Source organism: Kitasatospora sp. McL0602, assembly GCF_052076145.1.
Taxonomy (GTDB): Bacteria; Actinomycetota; Actinomycetes; order Streptomycetales; family Streptomycetaceae; genus Kitasatospora.
The window spans coordinates 95,952-117,387 of record NZ_CP197246.1 but is presented as its reverse complement, the minus strand read 5'-3'; the positions used below and the strand labels follow the sequence as shown (position 1 = coordinate 117,387).

General features: G+C 70.9%; 20 protein-coding genes and 1 pseudogene. 11 read left to right on the top strand and 10 right to left on the bottom strand.

The features are described 5' to 3' along the window. Window positions 1–33 precede the first annotated feature (33 nt). Window positions 34–651 carry a hypothetical protein gene (locus tag ACR68M_RS00660; protein ID WP_441248373.1) on the top strand — a complete coding sequence of 206 codons (618 nt, stop codon included), beginning with the start codon at window positions 34–36 and terminating at the stop codon, window positions 649–651. A gap of 10 nt (window positions 652–661) precedes the next feature. Here the strand turns inward: ACR68M_RS00660 and ACR68M_RS00655 are convergent, their stop codons facing one another. Continuing rightward, entirely contained in the window at window positions 662–1,336 is a 675-nt protein-coding gene (locus ACR68M_RS00655; protein WP_441248372.1) for a hypothetical protein, read from the bottom strand. A 429-nt stretch (window positions 1,337–1,765) separates the two neighbouring features. Here ACR68M_RS00655 and ACR68M_RS00650 point away from each other — a divergent pair, with 429 nt between their 5' ends. From ACR68M_RS00650 to ACR68M_RS00630, 5 genes are all read left to right on the top strand, one after another. Continuing rightward, the gene (locus ACR68M_RS00650) at window positions 1,766–1,963 is read left to right on the top strand and encodes a hypothetical protein (RefSeq protein ID WP_441248371.1); all 198 of its coding nucleotides are present in this window, start codon (window positions 1,766–1,768) and stop codon (window positions 1,961–1,963) included. Window positions 1,964–2,181: 218 nt separating this feature from the next. After that, the gene (locus tag ACR68M_RS00645; RefSeq protein ID WP_441248370.1) at window positions 2,182–2,811 is read left to right on the top strand and encodes a hypothetical protein; all 630 of its coding nucleotides are present in this window, start codon (window positions 2,182–2,184) and stop codon (window positions 2,809–2,811) included. 106 nt (window positions 2,812–2,917) lie between these two features. Next, window positions 2,918–3,415, top strand: a complete 498-nt coding sequence (locus ACR68M_RS00640) for a pyridoxamine 5'-phosphate oxidase family protein (protein WP_441248369.1) — start codon at window positions 2,918–2,920, stop codon at window positions 3,413–3,415. 60 nt (window positions 3,416–3,475) lie between these two features. Beyond that, window positions 3,476–3,835 carry a UBP-type zinc finger domain-containing protein gene (locus ACR68M_RS00635; RefSeq protein WP_441248368.1) on the top strand — a complete coding sequence of 120 codons (360 nt, stop codon included), beginning with the start codon at window positions 3,476–3,478 and terminating at the stop codon, window positions 3,833–3,835. A 193-nt stretch (window positions 3,836–4,028) separates the two neighbouring features. Then, complete coding sequence (locus ACR68M_RS00630; RefSeq protein WP_441248367.1) at window positions 4,029–4,769, top strand: class I SAM-dependent methyltransferase; 741 nt, start codon at window positions 4,029–4,031, stop codon at window positions 4,767–4,769. A 76-nt stretch (window positions 4,770–4,845) separates the two neighbouring features. Here the strand turns inward: ACR68M_RS00630 and ACR68M_RS00625 are convergent, their stop codons facing one another. Next, window positions 4,846–6,921: an alpha-galactosidase gene (locus tag ACR68M_RS00625; protein ID WP_441248366.1), complete on the bottom strand. Its 2,076-nt coding sequence runs from the start codon at window positions 6,919–6,921 to the stop codon at window positions 4,846–4,848. Between the two features lie 221 nt (window positions 6,922–7,142). Between ACR68M_RS00625 and ACR68M_RS00620 the strand changes: the two genes are divergently transcribed. The 3 genes from ACR68M_RS00620 to ACR68M_RS00610 all read left to right on the top strand — a co-directional run bounded on the left by ACR68M_RS00620 (window position 7,143) and on the right by ACR68M_RS00610 (window position 9,631). Further along, on the top strand, window positions 7,143–7,313 hold the full coding sequence (locus ACR68M_RS00620; protein WP_441248365.1) for a hypothetical protein: 171 nt from the start codon (window positions 7,143–7,145) through the stop codon (window positions 7,311–7,313). A gap of 32 nt (window positions 7,314–7,345) precedes the next feature. Next, a complete protein-coding gene (locus tag ACR68M_RS00615; protein WP_441248364.1) occupies window positions 7,346–8,863 on the top strand; it encodes a phytoene desaturase family protein in 1,518 nt (505 codons plus the stop codon). Window positions 8,864–9,007: 144 nt separating this feature from the next. Next, complete coding sequence (locus ACR68M_RS00610) at window positions 9,008–9,631, top strand: TetR/AcrR family transcriptional regulator (RefSeq protein ID WP_441248363.1); 624 nt, start codon at window positions 9,008–9,010, stop codon at window positions 9,629–9,631. 204 nt (window positions 9,632–9,835) lie between these two features. Here ACR68M_RS00610 and ACR68M_RS00605 read toward each other — a convergent pair whose 3' ends face one another. The 8 genes and pseudogenes from ACR68M_RS00605 to ACR68M_RS00570 form a co-directional block, all read right to left on the bottom strand. Next, window positions 9,836–10,816: an NlpC/P60 family protein gene (locus ACR68M_RS00605; RefSeq protein WP_441248362.1), complete on the bottom strand. Its 981-nt coding sequence runs from the start codon at window positions 10,814–10,816 to the stop codon at window positions 9,836–9,838. Window positions 10,817–10,820: 4 nt separating this feature from the next. Continuing rightward, window positions 10,821–11,294 (bottom strand): poly-gamma-glutamate biosynthesis protein PgsC/CapC, encoded by a 474-nt coding sequence (locus ACR68M_RS00600; RefSeq protein WP_441248361.1) that lies wholly within the window; start codon window positions 11,292–11,294, stop codon window positions 10,821–10,823. Beyond that, window positions 11,291–12,484 (bottom strand): poly-gamma-glutamate synthase PgsB, encoded by a 1,194-nt coding sequence (gene pgsB, locus ACR68M_RS00595; RefSeq protein ID WP_441248360.1) that lies wholly within the window; start codon window positions 12,482–12,484, stop codon window positions 11,291–11,293. Before pgsB ends, ACR68M_RS00600 begins: the two co-directional genes overlap by 4 nt. Continuing rightward, the gene (locus tag ACR68M_RS00590; RefSeq protein ID WP_441248359.1) at window positions 12,484–13,539 is read right to left on the bottom strand and encodes a HAMP domain-containing protein; all 1,056 of its coding nucleotides are present in this window, start codon (window positions 13,537–13,539) and stop codon (window positions 12,484–12,486) included. The genes pgsB and ACR68M_RS00590 overlap by 1 nt, the downstream gene beginning before the upstream one ends. Window positions 13,540–13,768: 229 nt before the next feature. Continuing rightward, window positions 13,769–14,161, bottom strand: a complete 393-nt coding sequence (locus tag ACR68M_RS00585) for a hypothetical protein (RefSeq protein ID WP_441248358.1) — start codon at window positions 14,159–14,161, stop codon at window positions 13,769–13,771. 559 nt (window positions 14,162–14,720) lie between these two features. Further along, a pseudogene (locus tag ACR68M_RS00580) lies at window positions 14,721–15,242 on the bottom strand (IS5 family transposase); the annotation flags it as partial. Then, complete coding sequence (locus ACR68M_RS00575) at window positions 15,188–15,706, bottom strand: transposase (RefSeq protein ID WP_441251795.1); 519 nt, start codon at window positions 15,704–15,706, stop codon at window positions 15,188–15,190. The gene ACR68M_RS00575 and the pseudogene ACR68M_RS00580, both read right to left, overlap by 55 nt. A 285-nt stretch (window positions 15,707–15,991) precedes the next feature. After that, a complete protein-coding gene (locus ACR68M_RS00570) occupies window positions 15,992–17,149 on the bottom strand; it encodes an IS701 family transposase (RefSeq protein WP_441246950.1) in 1,158 nt (385 codons plus the stop codon). 522 nt (window positions 17,150–17,671) lie between these two features. Here ACR68M_RS00570 and ftsX point away from each other — a divergent pair. Together ftsX and tap are read left to right on the top strand one after the other, a co-directional pair. After that, window positions 17,672–18,583, top strand: coding sequence for a permease-like cell division protein FtsX (gene ftsX, locus ACR68M_RS00565; RefSeq protein ID WP_441248357.1), 912 nt, complete (start codon window positions 17,672–17,674; stop codon window positions 18,581–18,583). Between the two features lie 454 nt (window positions 18,584–19,037). Then, a complete protein-coding gene (tap, locus tag ACR68M_RS00560) occupies window positions 19,038–21,383 on the top strand; it encodes a telomere-associated protein Tap (RefSeq protein ID WP_441248356.1) in 2,346 nt (781 codons plus the stop codon). The last annotated feature ends 53 nt before the right edge of the window (window positions 21,384–21,436 follow it).

Sequence of the window (21,436 nt, the reverse complement as noted above, 5' to 3'; positions counted from 1 at the left end):
CCCGGCTGTCCGGCATCTGGCAGAGTCGTCGCCATGCCGATCTCGAAGCGCCCGCCCACCGTGCTCCCGATAGTCCTGCTTGTCATCAGCGCGGCCCTGGTGACCGGCTGCAGCTCACCGTCCGTCCGGGGCGAGCTGCGCTTCGAGGACCTTGGCCCGACCGCCCCTGCGGTCGGCTCCCCTTCCCCTTCCGCCAACTCCCCGTCCCCGTCCGTGTCCGCCTCGCCCGGCCCGGCCGGGCCGTCGCCGTACGTCGAGCCGGGTGTCGTGGACGGCGCTCCGCACAATGGGGACAACAACGCCTACCGCCGGCCGGCGGGGATGTCGGCAGACGGGGAGGCGTCGGCCACGGCAGAGGCCGGGCGGATCAAACCCCTGCTGGAGCAACTCCACGCCGCAGGCAAGTTCGACCCGGAGTCGGTCGGCAGAGCGCTGGAGCCGCTCGGCTACCCGGCCGCCGAGCTGACGGTGCGAGGGATGTACGCACGCTACGAGGACTCGGGGTACGTCACCCCGCCAGGCACGATGATCGGGCTTCGGGTCGCCAAGGACGCCTGCGTGACCGCCTTCGTGCAGCCGTCCAACGTTGGGGTCTCGGTGAACGGTCCGTACTCGGAGACCGGCTGCCTGCCCCCGCCCCTCGGCCACTGACTCCGGACGGTCAGCCCAGTACCTCTCGGCCTCGTGCGGCCCCGAACTCCCGATGCTGCGCCAGGAACGGGAGTTCCGCCCGCTCCCGCCAGTCCGCCGCCCGGTCGAACGCCGCGTCCCGGACGGCCGCGACCTCCGCTCGGTCCTCCACCCACCCGTACGGGAACGGCCTGGCCAGACCGACTTCGCCGCGCTCGGCCAGGTAGCGGGCCATCGCGGCGTCGTCCGGCAGGGTCCGGAGCTCGACCTCGCCGCGGTCCTGCTGGAATCCGACCTCCCACGTGCCGTCGACGGCACGCTGAGCTCCCCAGTCGGTGCCCCACCGGACGGCCGCCGCCGTGATCTCGCCGCCGGTTCGCGGCGTCTCGACACCCGCATCACGCAGCGCGCGGCCGACCTGCACCGGGGTGGCCCACGTGATCGGAAGACCTGCGCTCACAGCCACCGCCAACGTGGTCCGGCACGGGAACGGCGTCCGGCACGCAGAGCAGCGCGGCTGCGCATCCTGGCTGCCGTCGGCCCACGGCGAAGCCGGGCCGTGCAGCTCCAGGACTCCGGCGAGCAGGTACTGCGGCCCGCTGACCGGCGCACCGGCCTCCTTGAGATCACGCAGGAAGAGCAGAAGCAGCCGATGGAAGAGCCGGCCCTCCTCGTACGTGCCGAACGGTGGCACCGGTACCCGCACCGCAGTCACTCTCCTACGCCCCCGTCGGTCGCCATGCCGCCGAGCGTATACGCCCGACGGCAGCCCGCGCCGATGCGCGTCGGCTGTGCCACCGTGGGAGGAAGGCGAACAGGCCGCCTTGGCGAGAGGAGTGGTCATGTCATCGAAGCGACGCCGTAAGAAGAAGGCACGCTGCAAGCGCCGGGCGAACCACGGCCGCCGTCCCCAGTGCTGAGTGCAGGTGAGGCCGGCACCGCCCCTGCCGGACCGAACCCCGTAGCCGGGGATGCGTGACAGCCCGCCCACCGTCGGGCCCGGAGACGACCTCGTCCCGGGCCCGACGGTCTCTGCTGTCCGGACCAGCAGGGGTCTCGGATTCGGCAGCTTGATCGAATGGATCTTCCTGCCTATGCTGCCGGGGTCCAGAACCCCGAATCCGAAGGCTGTGCAATGGAACTGAGCAACCGCCACACCGCTCTGATCGCCGCCGCGACTGCGGCTCTCGCCGCCGCAGCGGTCGCAGGCGTCAGCGCCGGCCCGCAGCCCGCCACCGTCCCCGCCCCTGGCATCGTGGTCGAGGCTCATATGGCGATGGTGCCCCCGACCCCCGGCGACATCGTCGTCCCGGACCATATGGCCCTCTCCTGAACCTCAGCCTCCGCAGCGAGCCGAGAACCGCGCCGGACGCTGAGCCGGGCAACGCACCGGGCTCCGGGCCGAGCGGCGAGCCGGGCGATCCCGCCACCCGGCTCGTCGCCGAGACCGCCGAGCGACTGATCGGTCTCTGGGCCGCCCGCCCCAGGCTCCACCACCCCGGCTGGGCGCGACCCTTCCGGGCCCTCGGTGAGCTACTGCCGGACCAGGACGTGGAGTTCGCCGCGCACAACCCCCAGATGGTGCCGTTGCTGTGGTACCCGGCGCTGCGCCACGGCACGCGGCAGAGCCCGGTGATCGACGTCTTCGACCACCTCCCCGCCGAGCTCGGCCCGCCACTGCCCCGGCGGCAGGAGCTTTCGCGCGTCTACAGCTGGGCCCTGGCCTCCCGTACGGCCGTCGACTGGATCGCCACCTGCCTGGCGGGGCGCGGCCTGCTCGAGGTCGGCGCGGGCAGCGGCTACTGGGCATGGCTGCTCCGTGCTCACGGCGTCGACGTCCTGGCGACCGACGCCGAGGCCCGCACCGCCCACAACGGCTGGACGGACCGCTTCCAGTACACCGACGTGCGCCCGGGGCGAGCCGCCGAGGACGCCGCCGCCCACCCCGACCGCGTCCTGGCCCTGCTGTGGCCCCCGCATCGCGACCCGATGGCCGTCGACACCCTGCGGGCCTACCGTGGGCCCGGTCTCCTCTACCTCGGTGACGGCCCCGGCGGCCTCTGCGCCGACGGGTCCTTCTGGACCGAGCTGACCGCCCGCTGGCGCCCGTCCTCCCACTGCCCGCTCACGCTGCGCTGGCTCGGTAACCGCGACTCGGCCACCTTCTTCGTCCGCCGCTGACCACCACTGCCACTCCGCCCGCGCTGGTCGCGCTGGCCGCTCCTCGGAGACCTTCTAAGCTGGAGGAAGTGCCGAACGAAGCGACCGTTGGAAGGTGGGTCCGGCCGTGCAGCCGAGTGAGATCACCGAGGTCCTGAACCGTCCGATCAGCCAGGAGCTGCTGGCCCGTGACCTGACCCGCCTGGCTTACGTCGCCAAGGACGGCACACCCAGGGTCGTTCCGATCGGCTTCGCCTGGAACGGCTCGGAAGTCGTCATGTGCACGCCGAAGAACGCCCCGAAGCTGCCGGCCCTGCGCCACAACCCGATGGTCGCCCTGACCATCGACACCGAGGTGCACCCGCCGAAGATCCTGCTCATCCGTGGCCGGGCCGAGCTGGACGTCGTCGAGGGCATCCCGGACGAGTTCCTCCAGGCGAACAGCACCTACACGATGACGCCCGAGCAGCGGGTCGAGTGGGAGGCGGGTGTCCGCTCGCTCTACGACGGCATGGTCCGAATCGTCGTCACCCCGACGTGGGCGAAGCTGATCGACTTCGAGACGACCCTCCCGAGCGCGGTCGAGGAGCTGATCAGACAGCGGGACGAGCGCCAACGCGCCTGAACACCCGGCTCACCCGGCTCAACCGCTCGACCGTTCGACCACACGGCAGAGGAGCCACCAGTGGAGGAACAGAGCATTCCCGGCATCGACCCGACGGCCGCACCGACCGGTGAAGGCTGCGTTGAGTGCCTGGCCGGAGACGGTCCGGGCTGGTGGATGCACCTGCGCCGCTGCGCGGCCTGCGGGCACATCGGCTGCTGCGACTCCTCACCGTCCCAGCACGGTACGCGGCACGCCAGAGAGGCCGGCCACCCGTTCCTGACCAGCTTCGAACCCGGCGAAAGCTGGTTCTGGAACCTGGAGACCGGGCAGTTCTACGACGGTCCCGACCTTGCCCCGCCCACCTCGCACCCCCGCTCGCAGCCGGCGCCCGGCCCCGAGGGCAAGGTGCCGCCGGACTGGCAACGTGACCTCCACTGACCACAGGGGTGGTTGCCGAGAGCGGCGGTTGCGCCGGGGTTCCGATACGAACGCGAAGACCGAACCGGCCGTAGCCACGGCATATTTGTGGCTTCTGCCAGTACGTTGCCCCGGCTGACGGGAGGGAGACTTCCGGCCAGAGGTTGCGGCCTGTTCCGAAGGCCGTGGCCAACGACATTGGGGGAGCAGCACGATGAGCGGTCAGCTGTACGACGAGATCGGCGAGGCGTTCGAGGGCTTCAAGACCCTCCCTCTCGCGCGCTACGGCGAGGTGCCCGGCTTCCTCGCCCTCGTCGGAGACGTGACGGGCAAGTCGGTCCTCGACCTGGCCTCCGGAACCGGCTTCTACAGCCGGGAGTTCAAGCGCCGCGGCGCATCCCACGTCCTCGGCGTCGAGATCTCCCCCGTGATGGTCGACGCGGCCCGAGCCCTGGAGGACGGCAACCCGCTGGGCGTGCAGTACGAGGTCGGCGACGTCGCCGAAATGCGCACCTTCGACAAGCCGTTCGACATCGCGATAGCGATCCAGCTGTTCAACTACGCCGACAGCATCGCGACCATCGAGAAGATGTGTCGCAACATCCACCGCAGCATCGCACCCGGATCCGAGTTCTTCGTCTTCACGCAGCACCCGGACTTCCGCTTCGACGGGCCTTCCCTAGCCAAGTACGGCTTCCTGTGCGAGTCGCTCGGCGAGGAGACCGAGATCGGGCCGCGCGAGCAGCTCACCGCGCTGCTCGACCCGCCCGTCTCGTTCGTCGCCAACCCGCCGAGCCGCGAGGTCCTCGAGAAGTCCCTGGAGGCGGCCGGATTCAAGGAGATCACCTGGGTTCCCATGGAGATCTCCGACGCCGGCGTGCGCGAGTACGGCAAGGAGTTCTGGGACGACTACGCCGCCAATCCCCCGCTGACGATGCTGCGTTGCCGCGCCTGACCCGGAACGACGCCGTGGCGCCCGGCGGGGAGCCGGGCGCCACGGCGCCTGTGGTGGGTCGGGGGCGGGCAGTCGGTCAGGACAGGACGGTCCAGGACTGGCCCGGGGCGCCGCCGTTGGGGGAGTTGGTGACCACGGTGGCGCCGGCCGTGGTGCCGGAGGTGTCCAGGGTCAGGCCGGTGCCCACGTTGGTGATGGTCAGAGCGCCGGTGGTGGTGTTCTGCACGACCCGCCACTCCTGCCAGGGGTTACCCGGCGAGTAGTTGAGCAGGTAGGCGCTGTTGCCCGCGCTGCTGCCGGCGGCGAGCACGGTGTGGGTCTGGGTGCCGGTGTTGCAGTTGTCGCTGATCCGGACGGTGCCGTCGGGGTTGGTGGTGAACGTCCACTGCTCCGAAGTGTGGTCGCTCCACCAGGTGTTGATGTCCGCGTTGGCGCCCACGGCGGCGCTGCAGGTGCCGGCCGCCTCCAGCGCCTTGCCGCCGGTGCCGATCGAGTGGTAGCGGCCGTCGCCGACGATGGTGGCGGGGATGGTGGTCGGCAGTGCGGTCAGGCGGTAGAACGCGACGGCGTGCGGCGCGAGTGAGGCGCTGACGGTGCCGGTGAAGTTGCCACTGGCGCCGGTCCAGAGCTCCTGGTACGAGAAGCCGGGGCCGCCGAGGCCCAGCGCGCTGAGGCTGGTGGAGACGGTCCGGCTGTAGGTCGGGTCCTGGTTGACCAGGAGCACGGCTATGTCGCCGTTCGCCAACTGGCGCTTGAGCACCACCGGTGCGGTCTGCGAGTTGGGAGCGCTGCCGACCAGGGTGGCGGGCTTGGCGAGGCTGTCCTGGTCGACGGCGATCATGCCGGGGTTCTTCAGGATCGCCAGCGAGTTCGCGTTGATGCCCGTCGTCCAGTTGACGCCGTTGTAGCTGTGCTGGGATTGGGCGGCGGTGCGCAGGTCGGCGCCGGAGATCAGCGGCGAGGCCATCATCGAGAGGATCGACATCTCGGTGCGCGACTCGTCGTCGGTGAACGACCTGGAGCTGATGTTGTTGTCGGTGACCCCGTAGACGCCGTAGGGGTCGTTCCAGCCGGCGAACAGCATGTCCATGTCGTTCCAGCTGCCCGCCCGTACGTTGGAGGAGGACTGCAACGCGGTCCGCAGCTGGCCGTTGTAGAGCACGCCGCTCAGCTCACTGTCGCGGTCGCCGCCGATCCGGCACAGGTTCGCCACCTGCCCGCACCACACACCGGTCGGGGAGTAGCCGGGGGCCTGGAACTGCGGAGTGCCGGCCGCCAGGATGACCGGGTCTGTACGGGCGGGGTCGTTGGCATTGAGCAGGTACGGGACGCCGCTGTGCACGGGCTGGGCCGAGACGCTGAGAGTGACCTTCGCGGTGCCCCGGGCGGCGGAGGCCGAGTCCAGCGCCCGCTGGAAGGTCTGCACCCGGGCGTACATGGACTGGGTGAGCTCCTTGCCCTCGCCCTGGGTCCAGTAGTTGTGGCCGTCTGGGCCGACGATCTGCGGGCCGTACGGGCAGTCGTCGTACTTCACGTAGTCGACGCCCCAGGCGACGAAGTCGTTGGCGTCGGTCGCCTCGTGGCCCAGGCTGCCGGGGTGGCCCTGGCAGGTGACGTAGGTGTCCGTGCCGTAGAGGCCGAACTTCATGCCCTTGCTGTGCGCGTACCAGGCCAGGTACTGGATGCCGTTCAGCGTCTGGCCGTTGACCACCTGCGACGGGAAGTTGTTCGGGTCCGGCGTGAGGTGACCGGAGGTCGGGTCGTTGCCGGTGCCGTCGGTCCCGAGCACCGGGCTGCCGTTGCTGTCGTACAACTGCATCGCGCCGTAGGAGTTCTGTACCAGGTCGGTGGTCTGGCCGGTGCGGTGCCGCAGCGACCATCCGTCGTCGATGGTGACGGTGTTGTACCCGGCCGACACCAGGCCGTTGGCCGACATGAAGTCGATGGTCTGCACGACCTGCTGCTCGTTGACGGCGGTGCCCAGGCTGTTCCAGGAGTTCCACCCCATCGGCGGGGTGAGGGCGGTGCCGTTGCCGAGAGCGGCGGCCGCAGGCGCGGTGGTGAGGGCGAGGGCGCCGAGGCCGGGTGCGGCGAGCGCAAGCGTCAGCAGGGCGCTGGACAGGCGGGTGGTGCGTCGCGGTTGTACGCGCATGGGTGCGGCTCCAGGAGGGCGCGTCGAAGTGGGGGAGGTGGGGGATCAAACAGAAAGACACACATGGCCGGCGCATGCGGACCGCAGCCACCCACCACAGGGATGGTACGGAGCAGGGGAGTTGCTGTGGCTGTCTGCTGGAGTGTAATTGCACATGCGACATGGCAATAGGCTCCATGCGTGACTTTGTTGATTTGTGATCGGTTGCGTGCGGTCGGCGGATGACCACCGCCCGGCTCCTGCTCGCCGGTCGGCGGGTCGTCATCCTCGACGAGGCCGCCGCCGACCAGATCCTCGTCGTCGAGGTCGGCCACATCGTCGAACGCGGCGCCCACGACGACCTGATCGCCCAGGCCGGACGGTTCATCTGCCGGAATGCCACGGGGCATTGACGTGGGATCAGTGCGCTTCCTAATCTGAACACATGTTCAGAACGAACGTTCAGATCGAGCCCGGGGTCGACGTGGCCGTGATCGGCGGCGGCATGGCGGGGATGGCGACCGCGCTGCGGCTGCAGGCCGCAGGCCTCTCCACGGTGGTGCTGGAGGCGCACGGCCACGCCGGCGGCTGCGCCGGGTACTACCGCAAGCGGGGTTTCTCCTTCGATGTCGGGGCGACCACCCTGGTCGACTTCGAGCGGGGCGGGGTCGGTGCCGAGCTGCTGGAGACCGTCGGCGTCGGCCCGTTGGACGCGCAGTCGCTGCCGGGGTACCGGGCCTTCCTGCCCGATCGCGAGGTGGCGCTGCACCGCGACCCGGCCGCCTGGCACGCCGAGCGACTGCGGATGCTCGGTGACACCGTCCGGCACCGGCGCTTCTGGGCCCTGCTGGACGGCCTGGCGGAGACCTTCTGGCGGGCCAGCCGGTCGGGCGTACAGCTGCCGGTGCGCGGGCCCGCGACCGCGCTGCGGGATCTGCGCGCGGTCGGCCTCGCGGGCGTGCCGCTGGCGCGTCACCTCAACCGGACGCTCGGGGACGCGCTGCGCAGCCACGGCCTGCGCGGCGATGCGCCGTTGGTCGGGCTGCTGGCCATGATGGTCGAGGACACCGTGCACGCCGGCATCGACGACGCGCCGCTGATCAACTCGGCGCTCGGCGTGACCATCCGGGGCGCCGGGCTGAGCCGGCACGTGGGCGGTATGCACGGCTTCTGGCGGGTGCTGGTGGCGCGCTACCGGGCGCTCGGCGGCTCGCTCCGGGTGGGCTGCGAGGTGTCCCGGGTGGACGGCGGTCCCGGGGACTACCTGATCACCACTCGACAGGGCATTTCTGTCGCCGGGCGCCTGGTCTGCGCGGTGCCGGTCGCCGCCACGGCCCGGATCTGCGCCGCGCTCCCGGTCGCCGGTCGGCTGCGGCCGTACCTGGCGCGCGACGAGAAGGCGCTGGGTGGCGCCTGCGCGGTCTTCCTCGGGGTGCCCGAGGAGGAGGTGGCCGGTCAGGAATTCACCCACCACCAGCTGATGGAGTCGTACGACCGCCCGCTGGGCGATGGGAACAACATGTTCGTCTCCGTCTCCGCGCCGGGGGACGAGCTCAGCGCCCCGCCCGGCCACCGGGCCGTGATGATCTCCACCCACACCGAGCTCGCCGCCTGGAGCGGGCTCGGCGAGAGCGAGTACGCCCTACGGAAGAAGGAGATCGGCGAACACCTGATCGGTCAGGCCCGGCGCGCCTACCCTGAGTTGGCACGGCGGGCGGTGTTCGCGCAGACCGGCACACCGCGCACCTACCAGCGGTTCGGGTTCCGCCCGGGTGGGGCGGTCGGCGGACCGCGCCAGCGGTTGGACAACACCAACCAGCATGCAGTCCCGCACGACCTCGGTGGCCCGGGGCTGTGGCTGGTCGGCGACTCGACCTGGCCCGGAGTGGGCACGGTGGCCTGCGTGATGGGCAGCCGGATCGTCGCCGAGGGCATGCTCCGGGAGAAGCGGGGCCGCCGGTGAACGCCCCGGCGGGCGGGGGGTTGCTGCGGCCCTATGCTCCTGGGGTGCTGATGTATGCGGTGATGATGATCGTAGGAGGTTGGGTGCACCCGTTGCTGATGGTGCACCTTCACCTCACCGTCGACGGCAGCCGGCCGGTGCGCGTTGTCTGAGACCCGCAGCGCCGACAGCCGAGGCGCCGAGACCCGGAGCCGGATCCTGGACGCCACCCTCGCCAGCCTGGTCCGCAACGGCTACGGCGGCACCACCGCTCGGGCGATCGCGCAGTGCGGGGGCTTCGCGCCGGGCGTCATCTACTACCACTTCGCCGACCTGGACGACCTGTTGGTGGCAACCCTGGTGCACACCTGCGAGGCTCGGGCCGGCCGGTACCGCTCCGAACTGTCCGGCGTCGACCGGGCCGGGCGTGCGGTCGAGCTGCTCCGCGAGCTGTACGACGAGGACACCCAGGTCGGGCATATCGCCGCAGTCCAGGAGATCTACGCCGGGGCCCGCCCCGGCTCCCGGGTGGCCGAGCGGCTGGTGCTGGAGACCCGACGGTGGGAGGAGCTGGCAGGGGAGGTGTTGACCACGCTGCTGCGCGGCAAGCCGCTGGCCTCCCTGGTCGGGGTTCCGGTGATCGCGAGCGCCGCCGTCGCGTTCTACCTCGGGATGGAGACGCTGACGCACCTGGACGGTGACCGCTCACGGCCGGCCCAGCTCTTCGCCCAGGCGGCCAGACTCGCGGCCGTCTTCGACCGGATCCCCCGGCTGCGCCGCCGCGGCTGACCAGCCGGCCGGAGCCGGGTTTCCAGCGGTGCGGTGATAGGCCCCCGGGCCGGGTCACATGTGCCCGAGCTCGCCCCCCACGGCGGCCGGCCCGCTCGCCTCGGACCGGACGGCCACCGTGGGTTCACCGCTCTCTTGTCCGGGCGCTCTGCCTGCACCTCGGCTGCGGGGGCGAGCGGTGATCCCTCCGACGGGCCGGCGGTGTCACAGGCGCTTCGCGGAGCGGAAGGCGCGGGCGTAGAGGCCGGTGCCGTCGAGGAGGGAGGTGCCCCCCGCGTCGCCCAGGGTGGGCCCGTTGGCGGTCTTGCGGCTGGAGATGAAGCGGTGGTGTCCGGTGGAGTCGAGGCCGAGATAGACGCCGACGTGGTCGATCTGCGGCCCCCGGCCGGGGCTGGCGTTGAAGAACACCAGGTCGCCTGCCTGCAGTTCGGCGAAGTCGGTGGCCTGGCGGTGCCGGTTGGCGATGATGGTCACACCGGGGCCGTCCTCGGCGATCATGACGGCCCGGCGGGGGAGGGCCCGGCCGGTCGGCTGCTTGAACTCCATGGGGTAGCCGGAGCGGTAGCCGTAGACCATGCGGACGAAGCCCGAGCAGTCCACCGAGCCGAGGAAGTCGCTTCGCGCCTCGTTGTGGCGTCCGTTCGGGAAGGTCCAGTCGATGCCCAGGTAGTCGTTGAAGTCGGCGGTGGCCTGCCGTTCGTCGTCCTCGTCGAGCGGTCCGTAGGTGGCCGGGCCCGCGTAGCGAAGACCGTTGGCGTCGCGGCGGGCGGGTGCGCCCGGCAGGTACTGGGCGGCGGTGTCCAGCAGGTCCGGTTCGCGGCTGTCCCGCGCCTCTGCGAACCAGTCCTCGAACCAGCCGTCGTGCTCCGCGCCGGCATGCCACGGCTGCGGGGCGAGCCGGACCACGGCGCGGGTGGTGACGGTCGCCGGTGTGCTGCCTGGTTCGGCGAAGGTGCGCTCGGCGCCGGTGAGCAGGACGGTGCGGGAGCCGTCGGTCAGCACCGCGGCAGTCTTCCCGTCGGCGTCCTTGACGATCGTGCGGGCCGGGCCGTCGAGCCGTTGGTAGCGAGCGTGGTCGCCGCCGCGCAGCAGCACGGCGGTGGCGAGCAGGGCGAGGGCGGCGGTCAGTGCGGCCGTCAGCAGGACGGGCCTGCGCAGCAGCTTGCGGGTGGTGGGTCCGGTCACGGTGTCATCCCGTCAGGTTCAGCAGAAGGCCGCTGGCGAGTACGGCGTAGGTCAGGCCGGTGACGGCGGTGGTCGCGGCGGCAGTGGCCAGCCTGGGCTGGCGGAGGAACTGGTAGGCGATCAGCCCCGGCACGATGAAGCCGAGGGTCTGGTGGCTGAACAGCAGGGGGTACTGCTTGAGCAGGAAGAGCGAGAGCGTCATCTGGAGGAACACCCCGAGCATGACCACGCTCGCGAAGAGCCGCTTCCCGTACAGAATGATGACCTTCCGCGCACCGGCGGCCCCCGCCCAGGTGAGCAGGGTGACGACGACGATCAGCAGGATCCGGCGCCAGTCCTCGACCAGGGTGATCGCCAGCCACGCGGGCGTGATCATCCCGCCGGGGGACAGGTTGGTGACCAGGTAGCAGCCGAGGCCGAAGAGCAGCCCGATGGCCAGGCCGAGCGTGGCGACCTCGGGGGAGAGCGTCGGGTTCACCGTGCCCCCTCGGGGATGGTCTCCAGGTGGTGCAGCAAGCGTTCTCCTTGGCCGTGGATGTTGCCGATCGCCACCAGGGAAGCCTGGCCGGTGACCTGGGAGGTGATGGCGTGCCAGATCTCGGCCGGGTCCCGCTGCGGGCCGCCGAGGTCCACGATCCGGCCCGGCCAGTCGGCAGGGACGGCGTCGCGGGCGGACTTGGTGGGGTGCCCGATCAGGACGAGGGTGTTGGTGCCGAGGGCGGGCACGATCCGCCCCATCTGGCCGTTGCGCTCGATCCGGTCGGGGCGGCAGTTGATCAGGGTGATGAACGGCGGTGTGATCTGCCCGGCGGTCGCCAGTTGGTGGAAGTTCATCACGGTGGACTCGGGGTCGTTGGCGGCGAAGATGTTCGCCAGCCGGACGGTGCCGGTGCCGCCCGCGACCGGGTAGTCCACCACCGAGAGCACACCCGGGTCCGGCGGCGCCGCGTACATCCCGTGCAGCGCCATCGCGCGGCCGATGCCCAGCTCGGCGGCCACCGCGAGGGCGATCGCCACGTTCTCCTTGAAGGTGATCCAGCCGAAGCCGGCCATCTCCTGGTCGGTGACGCTCTCCGGGTCGACGACCACCAGCCGGCAGTCACGACGGGCGGCCTCGTGCTCCAGGACCTCGCGGCGCTCCTGCTCGGCGGTGATGCACACGCCGCCGTGCGGCATCGAGCGGGAGAGGGAGCGGGCGACGTCGTCGAGCGTGGGGCCCATCTCCTCCAGGTGGTCCTCCCGGACGTTGCAGAGCACGCCGATGGTGGAGCGGACCAGCATCTGTTGGTTGATCTCCTGGAGCGCGGGCTGGACGGCCATGCACTCCATCACCAGGGCGTCCGGCGTCGCTGCGGCCGCGCGGCGGACGATGCCGATCTGCTCGGCCACGTTGGCGATGCCGAACTTGCGGTACACCGGCTCCTCGGTGGCGTCGGGATGGATGAACCGCGCGGCGGTGCCGGTGGTCTTGGCGACCACCCGCAGTTCGCCGCCACGCAGCGCACCGGCGGTCAGCCGGGTGATGGAGCTCTTGCCGCGGATGCCGTTGACCAGGATCCGGACCGGTATCCGGGCGAGGTTGCGCTCGTGAGCGCGGCGCTCGGACAGGCCAGCCAGGAACAGCGCCGTCAGGGTCAGGGCGAAGATGCCGTACAGGTACGCGAGCATCAGGGCACCTGCCGGGGAACGGTGACCGTGGCGTGCTCCTGGTCCGGGGCGGACGGCCCTCGGTCGGACGGCTGCGGTCCGCCGCGTACCAGCCCGAGCCGTATTCGCTCCAACGCTCCCGCGACCAGGCCGAGTTCGTCGTGCCGACGGATCTCCACCCCGGTGTGCACATCACCGGCGGCGATGCCCTCGGCGTCGCGCAGCAGCGCTCGCAGCGGCCGCAGCCACACGATGTACAGCCAGCCGAAGACACCGAATGCCACCACCAGGACCGCGATGGCGACCAGTTGGGCCTGGCGGCGGGTCTGGGTCTGCGGCAGCAGCACGGTGTCGACGCTGCGCGAGGCGACGACGCGCCAGGCCGGCCCCGGGGTCTTCCCGCCGCCGCGTACCGGAGCGGCCGAGACGATCTCCCGGGCGTCGGCACTGCCGCCGGCCAGCGACACCACGGGCTTGTCCGTCTGCCCGGCCGCGCGCAGTTCCTCGCGCGGCAGTTGCTGGAAGGCGGTGAAACCGGCCGTCGACGCGACCACTTCGCCCTTGGCGTTGACCACCCAGGCGGTCGCCGGGGTGACGACGGCGAGTGCGTGCTTCAGGTTCACCAGGTCGTACTCCGCCACGGCGAGACCCCGGGAGCCGTTTCCGTAGCCGAACGGCACGTACTGCACCACCACCGGCACCTTGTCGATGCCCACCGCGTCGGCGGCGCCCGCGCTCGCCGGCTGCTCCGGGACGGCATCGGCGTGCGCCGCGCCGCCCGCTCGGGCCAGGACCTGGCGGCCCGGGTCCAGGACGTAGACGGCGCGGTAGCGCCCGAAGCGCTTCCGGAACTCCTTGAGTTGGCCCTCGAACCTGCCCGCATCGGCCGTCAGCGACAGTCCGGCGGCGAGCTGGTCCAGGTCGAGCTCGCCGGCCCGCAGGGCCGAACGGACGTGCTGCGCCGCCCCGGTGGTGACCTGCTGCTGGCCGTCGAGCACCGCTGTGGGCACCGTGACGCCCCGCTCGACGCGGCCGCCCATGGCGAGGACCGTACCCGCGATGGTGAGCAGGGCCAACAGCCCCGTGGTCCACGGCAGCCAGACCGAGGACGCCAGGCGTCGGGCCCTCGATACACGCCTTCCCCTGCCCCGGCTCACCGGTTGGTCTCCATGTGTACTTGTGCCGACAACCGCACGCCCCGCCCCTTCGATCGAACCTTCCGACGCCGGCCGAGCCTGCCGAAGGGATCGTGAGGATTCGATGAGGCCGGCCCCGAGCCCTGACGCACCGCTGCGAAACGGACCGTCATGGACTGTCACGGAAGGAGGAGATACGGCCATGCCGGTCAGTCCACAGGGCGCGAAGCACCAGGAGGAGGCTGGCGCACGTCCCCGGCAGACGCGCGCCGACCAGTAAGGGCGGGGCCCTGGCAGGGATCGACCGTTTGCCCCGTTGGTGCTGCCGGAGGCCCGGGGCTGCGGCCAGCCGACCGTCGTGGGGGTGCGGGGTTTCGCCGGGGTGGCTGAGGCGGTCGAGCCAGGTCGGCAGCCACCAGTTGCCGCGGCCGAGCAGATGCATCACGGCTGGTACCAGCAGCAGCCGGACGAGTGTGGCGTCGATCAGGATGGCCGACCCCATGCCGACTCCGATGACCTTGATCGGCAGGTCGGGGGACGGGATGAAGGCCGCGAACACCATGATGGCCGCCGCCGCGCGGTGCGGGCCAGGCCGCTGACGATGGACTCCGGGCTGTCGCCCGAGCGTAGCTTGGGGGCACGTCAGTTACTGGGAGATCGAGTCACATCGCGGCCGGAGAGGCCAACCGTTCACCGGGCTGTGCAGTGACCCGCAGGGGTCCGTCGCAGCCGGCCCCGATCCGCCAGGCGCCGCAGCTGGCCGCGCAGCGGCTCGGCCTGCGCCGACTGCACCCCTTTACCGAGCGCCAGCGCCATGTCCCCCGGCTTCACCGCCCCGTCGATCCCCACGACGACCCGCATCACCCACGTCACATGTCCACCACCTGCGGCCCCTCCCGTCCGATCCGTTCTTGGAGGGTAGGCGGACACCTCAGCCCGGTACCGCGATTGCGGCGAACCGGCCACACGACAGACGATCTCCTGCTGACGATCCCGCCCCCGACCAGCGCGAGCTCCCCAACCCCGCTCCACACCAGCCCCGCGACCTGCAACTTCGGGTTGGAAAACGCTCATTGGACGCCCGTACGCCCCCGGCGCCTAGGAGCTGTTCGGGGTTCGGATCATGTGGGTGAAGTGAGGTGCTTCAGCCACATGATCGAGCCTCGGAGGTGGAGTCCTGCCTCGAAGCTCTCCGGACTCTTGTCGTAACGAGTGGCCACCCCGCGCCAGGTCTTGACCTTCTGGAAACAACGTTCGACGGTGTTCCTCTCCTTGTAGAGCTCGGCATCGTGGCTGACGGGCCGGCCGCCCCTGCTGCCCTTCTTCTTGCGGTTGGCGGCCTGGTCCCTCTTCTCCGGGATGACGGCTCTGATGCCACGCTTGCGCAGGTAGGCCCGGTTGGCCCTGGAGGAGTAGGCCTTGTCCCCGGCGACCGTGTCCGGCCTGGTGCGCGGGCGGCCGACCGGCCCGGGGACCCTAATTTTCTCCAGCACGGTCCGGAACTGCGGGCAGTCCGCCGCCTGACCTGGTGTCAGGACAAAGGCGAGCGGAAGCCCTACGGAGTCGACCGCGGCATGGATCTTGCTGCTCAGGCCGCCCCGGGACCGGCCGAGTCCGGCAGCCTTCGCACGGGCTTTGCCACGACGCCGCGTTGCGGCAGGACCCGCACTTGCCTGGCCTGCACCGGTCGTGTCCGCTGAGGCCTGCGATGCACCACCCGCCACACCGGCGGCTGGCGCGGCAGCGGAGCCCCTTTTTCCTCGGTCAGTGCCTGCTCGAGGGCATCCAGAGTCTCCCCGGCAACCGCCAGCCCGGCGGAGTCCTGGTGCGCGCGCACAACCGTGGAGTCCACGCTCACCAACTCCAGACCCACCAGCCCACGCCCGGCCGCCTCCGCGATCAACGCGTCCATCAACCCCTGGAACACCCCGGCCCTGGACCAGCTGCTGAACCGGGAGTACACCGTGGACCAGGGCCCGTACCGCTCCGGGACATCACGCCAACCCGACCCGGTACGAAACCGCCAGATCACCCCGTTGAACTGCTCCCGCACCCGCCGAGGCAACGGCCCCGTAGCCGCGACCGGCAGAAGGGGCTCGATCAGCATCCACTCGGCATCCGTCACATCAAAACGCGCCACACCCGAGTTCTACCAGCAGCCAGCACGGCAAAGAGATCCGAACCCCGAACAGCTCCTAGTACTGCAACGGTGCTTGTCCTGACGAGGCTTCAGCTCTTGGGCTGTGGCCTCGTCGCTTGTAGTGGCTGGTCCGGGCCTGGTGCTGGCGTCTGCGGCGCCATCGGGACCAGTGCAGGACGTGGTCGATGCTTCGGCGGACAGGCCGCGTGAGGCCGGTGATCAGTCGGCGGATCTCGGGGACGGTCAGCGGGATCAGGTCTGACGTTCGAGCAGGTCCGGCCCCTTTTCAAGGTGCTGGGCCCGCATGACGGTGAGGTAGGCATGGGCGGCCATGGCGAGAGTGATGTGCCGGTACCAGCCCGAATGACGGCGGACCTGGTAGTCGTCCAGACCGCACTGACCCTTCGCACTCTGGAAGCACTCCTCGACCGCCCAGCGGGCGCCGGCGACGGCGATCAACTCGTTGAGCGTGGCGTCGGCGGGCGCGTAGGCGATGTAGTAGGCGACCTTCGTCGGGTCGGCGGCGCTCCGGCGGGCCAAAACCCAGTGCCTGCGGTCGGGCCGGTGCCACGGTCGGACCTCGACGCGGGCCCAGTCGTAGATCCGCAGACCATGGGCGCCCTCGCCGCAGGACCGGCGCTTCCACTTCTGCCGGGGTAGATCGGCGACCAGGTCGTGGAGGCGGTGGTCCATGGCCTGCCGGGTGACGACGGTGTCGTGCCGGGTGGTGGCCACGACGTGGAACACGTCGGCCTGCTCGAGCTCGTAGCGCCAGCCCTTGCTGTAACCGTATCCCGCGTCCGCGGTCACCCAGCGGAACGGGATCCGGTCGTCGATCGCTCGGCGGACCATCGCCCTCGCAAGCTGGACTTTGGTAGCGAACTCGACGCCGTCGTCGATCCCGGCGGTTCGGCAGCGCTCGCGGTCGTCGGTCCAGGACTTCGGTAGGTAGAGCGCCCGGTCGATCAGGGTCCGGCCCCGCCCGCTCGAGTACGCGAGGAACACTCCGACCTGGCAGTTCTCGGTGCGGCCCGCGGTGCCGGAGTACTGCCTTTGGACCCCGGCGGACCGCACGCCCTTCTTCAGGAACCCGGTGTCGTCCACGATCAGCACACCGCCCGGGTCGGCCAGGTGCTCGACCACGTACTCACGCACGTCGTCGAGCACCGCGTCCGGGTCCCAGTCGATACGGTTCAGCAGCCGTTGGATCCGATCCGGGCCGCCATGCCCGGCCTCCTCTGCCACCGTCCAGCCGTTCTTGCGCTCCAGCGGAGCCAACAGGCCTCGCATGTAGGCCAACGCCGACTCCCGCGACTCGCTCCGCGCGAACCGGTGCGCAAACCGCTCATGCAACCCGGCAAGCCCATCCGACCAGCGGCGAGCATCGACCTCGGATATGTCCCCACCCATGAACAGCCCAACGAGCGAACCCGACAACCGTCACGGCAAGCACCGTTGCAGTACTAGGCCAGCGCCACGCGCTGGCCTTCGGCCACCATGGACAGTCCGCCCGGCCCTGGAACTGGCTGACCGGATCTGCATGAATGCTCGGGTCGGAGCTGACGGTGGGTCATGCTGAGGCGTTCCCGGGCCGCAGGCGTTGGTATCTACCAGTGATAGGTACGGGCAAGCGCGACATACCTGGCGTCCCGTCGCTCCTGAGCGGAGGGTGGTACTGGCAGCCGCCCCAACAACCACAGCCGGGCCTGGCCCAGCACTCTGGCCGGCTGGCATGATCAAGCCGTGACTGATGAGAGTGAGCCGCCGAGGCCAGGCTGAACCATGACCCAGCACTGCCGCAGGGGCGGGCGCACCAGGACGGCACGCGCTCGCGGAGAAGCCCCCCGAAACCTCTGCGGCTACCGGCGCTGAGGCCCAGAGCCTCGTCCGCCTGCCCGCCCCTCCCGCAAAGACCCGGAGTGAGACAAAGCCATGCGCGCTCAGTTCGTTCTGTCGGAGATAGGCGTCGGTCTCCGACGCAACCTGACCATGACCATCGCCGTCGTGGTGAGCGTCGCGCTGTCGCTCGCGCTGGCCGGAGCCAGCCTCCTGGTGCGTGACCAGGTCAATTCGATGAAGGACTACTGGTACGACAAGGTCGAGGTGAGCATCTACTTCTGCACCAAGGCCGACGCCGGCAAGTCCTCGGCCGAGTGCGCGACGGGCGCCGCCACCCCTAAGGAGATCGCCGACGTCAAGTCGGAGCTCGACCGAATGCCGCTGGTGCAGAAGTCCACCTTCGAGAGCTCCGCGCAGGCCTTCGCGCACATGAAGGAGCGCAACCCCGACGACCCGCTGTTCGGTGCGGTGGGGCCGGAGGCGATGCCGCAGTCCTGGCGGGTCAAGCTCACCGACCCGACCAAGTACGGGGTGATGCACAGCGCCTTCAGCGGCCTGCCCGGGGTGAAGTCGGTCCAGGACCAGAAGAAGATCCTGGAGAACCTGTTCGGGCTGCTCGGGACCCTGCAGACGGCGGCCTTCGCGATCATGGTGTTGATGCTCCTCGTCGCCCTGCTGCTGATCGTCAACACGGTCCGGGTGTCGGCCTTCAGTCGACGGCGTGAGACCGGCATCATGCGTCTCGTCGGTGCCTCGAACTTCTACGTCCAGATGCCGTTCATCGCCGAAGCCGCGTTCGCCGCCCTGCTCGGTGCCGCGCTGGCCTCGGCGCTGCTGGTCGGCGGCTACTCCTTCGTCCTGAACAACCTGGCCAAGCGCGTGGAGTTCATCCACTTCATCGGGCTCTCCTCGGTGCTGACGGTGATCCCGCTGCTGATCGCCGGCGGAATGGGGATGGCCGCGATCGCGGCGTTCCTCACCCTGCGGAAGTACCTGAAGATCTGACGTCCGTCACCATCCGTCGCCTGCTGAACCGGATCGAGTCCGAGTTCGCGGCGTCTTGCTGCTTCGCTGCTTGGCGCTCAACGGTTCCGACCACTGCGGCCACGACGAGCCGAACGCCGAAATCACGCGGCGGCACCTCGGCCGCGGACTCGTGGGCGTGGAGCACGAGTTGAGCTCCCGGGCCACCTGCCGCCAGGGTCGCGCCGCGACCTCCGAGCCGAAGCCCACCACCGGCCGCCTGCCCGGCACCACGGCGGCTGGACAGGTAGGAGTCCGGTCATGGCGCGGCCGGCGGCAGAACCTCTGTCGCCGATCAGTGGGTGGGAGGGGTCCAGCCGGTGGCAGGTCGGACTGGGCCAGGACGGTGAGATGGCCACTGTCACCCGTTCAGCGCTAGACAGACATTAGATCCAGCCTTAGAAAAGCGGTACGGTGGCGGCCTGGAGGTGGGCCGATGTCCAAGGGGATCGATCCGGTCGAGGCGCTGCTCGCGCAGGTCGACGAGGAGGAGTTGCCGCTGCCGGTGGAGCGTCAGCGGCTGCGCAAAGCGGCGAGGCTGACCCGGCCGCAGGTCGCCGACGCGGTCGGCGTGCGGGAGGAGACGATCTGGACCTGGGAGACCGGCCGTAGCGATCCACGGCCGCCGCAGCGCGCGATCTACGCCCGGCTGCTGCGCGGCCTGGCCGAGCGATTCCCGGCCCCCGAGCTGCCGGAGTCGCCCGAGCTGACCGACGTACCGGTGCCGGAGCTTGCGGCAGAGGCGCCGCAGGCCAACGCCGTCGCCCCGGCGCAACTGGTGATGCTGGACCAGAATCCGGACGGGTCACTACTGATGGCCCCGCCCGCGCCGTGCGTGCAGTGCGGGCAGCCGTCCGTCTATCGCGCGCAGGGTCTGCCGATGCACCTGGGCGGGTTCTGCCGCCCTGCCGCTGTTCCCGTTCCCGCCGCCCCCGCCGCTGCTCCTGCGACCGCCCCCGCCGCTGCTCCCGTCGTTGCCGTGCGTCGTCCGCCGTCGGCGCCGGTCCCGGCGTCGCGTGTACGGAAGGCTCCGGCGAAGAAGTCCGCCGACACGACTGCACCGGCGGACTGGGAGACGGCTGCGGCCGCGAAGTACCCGGCGGGTCCGCTCGCGGTCCTGGATGTCGCCCCTGACGGGGCGGGCGTGGTCGCCTGGTTCGCCGACGGCAGCGTGACCGGACCTGCCGGGCAGGTCGGCGAGGTCGGCCGGTCGCTCGCGGAGGTGGTCGAGTGGGCGCTCACGGCGAAGCTCGGCTCGCCTCGGCTGCACCGGCACGGCAAGGACGGTGACCCGCTCGTCGTGCTCACCGACGCGGCGGCGGCCGAGCTGGGGCTGCCGAAGGCCGGCCGGGAGAAGGGTGACTTCGACCAGCGCGCCAACCGGGTGCCGGAGAACCACAAGGTGGTCAAGGCGCTGACGCGGGCGGGGTGGCTGCTGACCCAGCGTGGCCTGGGTCCGTGGGCCCGGGTCTACCGCTCGCCCGAGGGCGGTGGGCGTGAGTGCGTGCAGCTGTGCGTGCCGATGTGGGGTGCGCTCGCCAACGGCGGCTGGAGCATCCCCGACGGGCTGGACGCGCCCGGCCTGGCCAGGCTGCTCGGCACCTACGCCGGGCGGGTGCTCACCCCTCGTGGCAGCACGGCCGTGTCCGGCCTGGAGCTGATGACCACGCTGCGACCGCCGACCCGGGCGGTGCGTACGGAGTCCGGCTGGACGTCGGGGTGGGTGGAAGGGTCGCTGCACCGGGCGGTCGACCCGGCGCCGCCGGAGGCCCCGGACGAGCACCCGGTCGCCGAGGGCCGCGAGTTCGGTGACGTGATGGACGAGGAGGCGTGGGACTGGGTCCGTCCTCTCGGTTCGGTCGCCGACGAGGAGCGGGCCCGGCCGTGGGCGGTCGGCCTGGACGTGAACACCGCGTTCCTCGCGGCGGCCGGCCGCCTGCTCGTCGGGCTGTCCGAGCCGGTGCACGAGCTCCGCCCCGCCTTCGACAAGCGCATCCCCGGCTCGTGGCTGGTCGACCTGTCCGGCCTCGAACTGGACCCGAGGCTCCCGAACCCGTTCACCCCGACCGGCGAGCGCCCGACCGGGCCCGCCTGGTACGCGACACCGACTGTCGCGTACGCCGTCGAACTCGGCGTCCAGGTAGGGCCGTTGGAGGGGTGGCTGCGGCACGAGTCCGGGCCCTACCTGGACCCGTGGCACAAGCGGCTGCGCCAGGCGTACGTCGACACCATGGCCGCCCTCGGCGTCCCGCTGAACCTGGCGGACGAGGACCCGCAGCGTTTCCTCCAGGCGATGGCGGCTCTCAAGACGCACGGCGACCCGGTCGAACTCGCGGTCCTCGCCGCGGTCAAGCAGACCGCGAAGGGCGGCGTCGGCAAGCTCCGGGAGCGCCCGCGTGGGCAGGGGTACCGGCCGGGCCAGCGTTGGGCGGCCTTGGAGCGTCCGACCTGGCGCCCCGACATCCGGGCAGCCGTCATCTCGACCGCCCGGGTGAACTTCCACCGCAAGCTGCTGCGCACGGCCGCTCACACCGGGCAGTTCCCGCTCGGCGTGCTGTCCGACTGCGCCGTCTACGCCGCCCCCGGCCCCGGCGCCCTCGACGTGCTGCCCCGCACGCCGGACGGCAGGCCCGTGGCCGGTGCGCTCAGGCTCGGGGTGTCGCCGGGGCTGGTGAAGTTCGAGGGCGCCCGGCCGCTGCCGGAGGTCCTGGAGCTGCTCGCCGACGGGGTCAACCCGGCGCGGCACATCAAGACCGGCGGCACGGCCTCCTCCGACGAGTAGCCACACGCCGAGCAGCCACGGCCCGCCCACGGCCCGTACGTAGAAGGAGGGGT

Coding starts and splice junctions, on each gene's coding strand:
- ACR68M_RS00625 (WP_441248366.1), bottom strand. CDS start 6,921: ATGCGCGTACAACCGCGACGCACCACCCGCCTGTCCAGCGCCCTGCTG.
- ACR68M_RS00585 (WP_441248358.1), bottom strand. CDS start 14,161: ATGGTGTTCGCGGCCTTCATCCCGTCCCCCGACCTGCCGATCAAGGTC.
- ACR68M_RS00620 (WP_441248365.1), top strand. CDS start 7,143: ATGACCACCGCCCGGCTCCTGCTCGCCGGTCGGCGGGTCGTCATCCTC.
- pgsB (WP_441248360.1), bottom strand. CDS start 12,484: ATGCTCGCGTACCTGTACGGCATCTTCGCCCTGACCCTGACGGCGCTG.
- ACR68M_RS00660 (WP_441248373.1), top strand. CDS start 34: ATGCCGATCTCGAAGCGCCCGCCCACCGTGCTCCCGATAGTCCTGCTT.
- ACR68M_RS00630 (WP_441248367.1), top strand. CDS start 4,029: ATGAGCGGTCAGCTGTACGACGAGATCGGCGAGGCGTTCGAGGGCTTC.
- ACR68M_RS00575 (WP_441251795.1), bottom strand. CDS start 15,706: ATGCTGATCGAGCCCCTTCTGCCGGTCGCGGCTACGGGGCCGTTGCCT.
- tap (WP_441248356.1), top strand. CDS start 19,038: ATGTCCAAGGGGATCGATCCGGTCGAGGCGCTGCTCGCGCAGGTCGAC.
- ACR68M_RS00615 (WP_441248364.1), top strand. CDS start 7,346: ATGTTCAGAACGAACGTTCAGATCGAGCCCGGGGTCGACGTGGCCGTG.
- ftsX (WP_441248357.1), top strand. CDS start 17,672: ATGCGCGCTCAGTTCGTTCTGTCGGAGATAGGCGTCGGTCTCCGACGC.
- ACR68M_RS00650 (WP_441248371.1), top strand. CDS start 1,766: ATGGAACTGAGCAACCGCCACACCGCTCTGATCGCCGCCGCGACTGCG.
- ACR68M_RS00570 (WP_441246950.1), bottom strand. CDS start 17,149: ATGGGTGGGGACATATCCGAGGTCGATGCTCGCCGCTGGTCGGATGGG.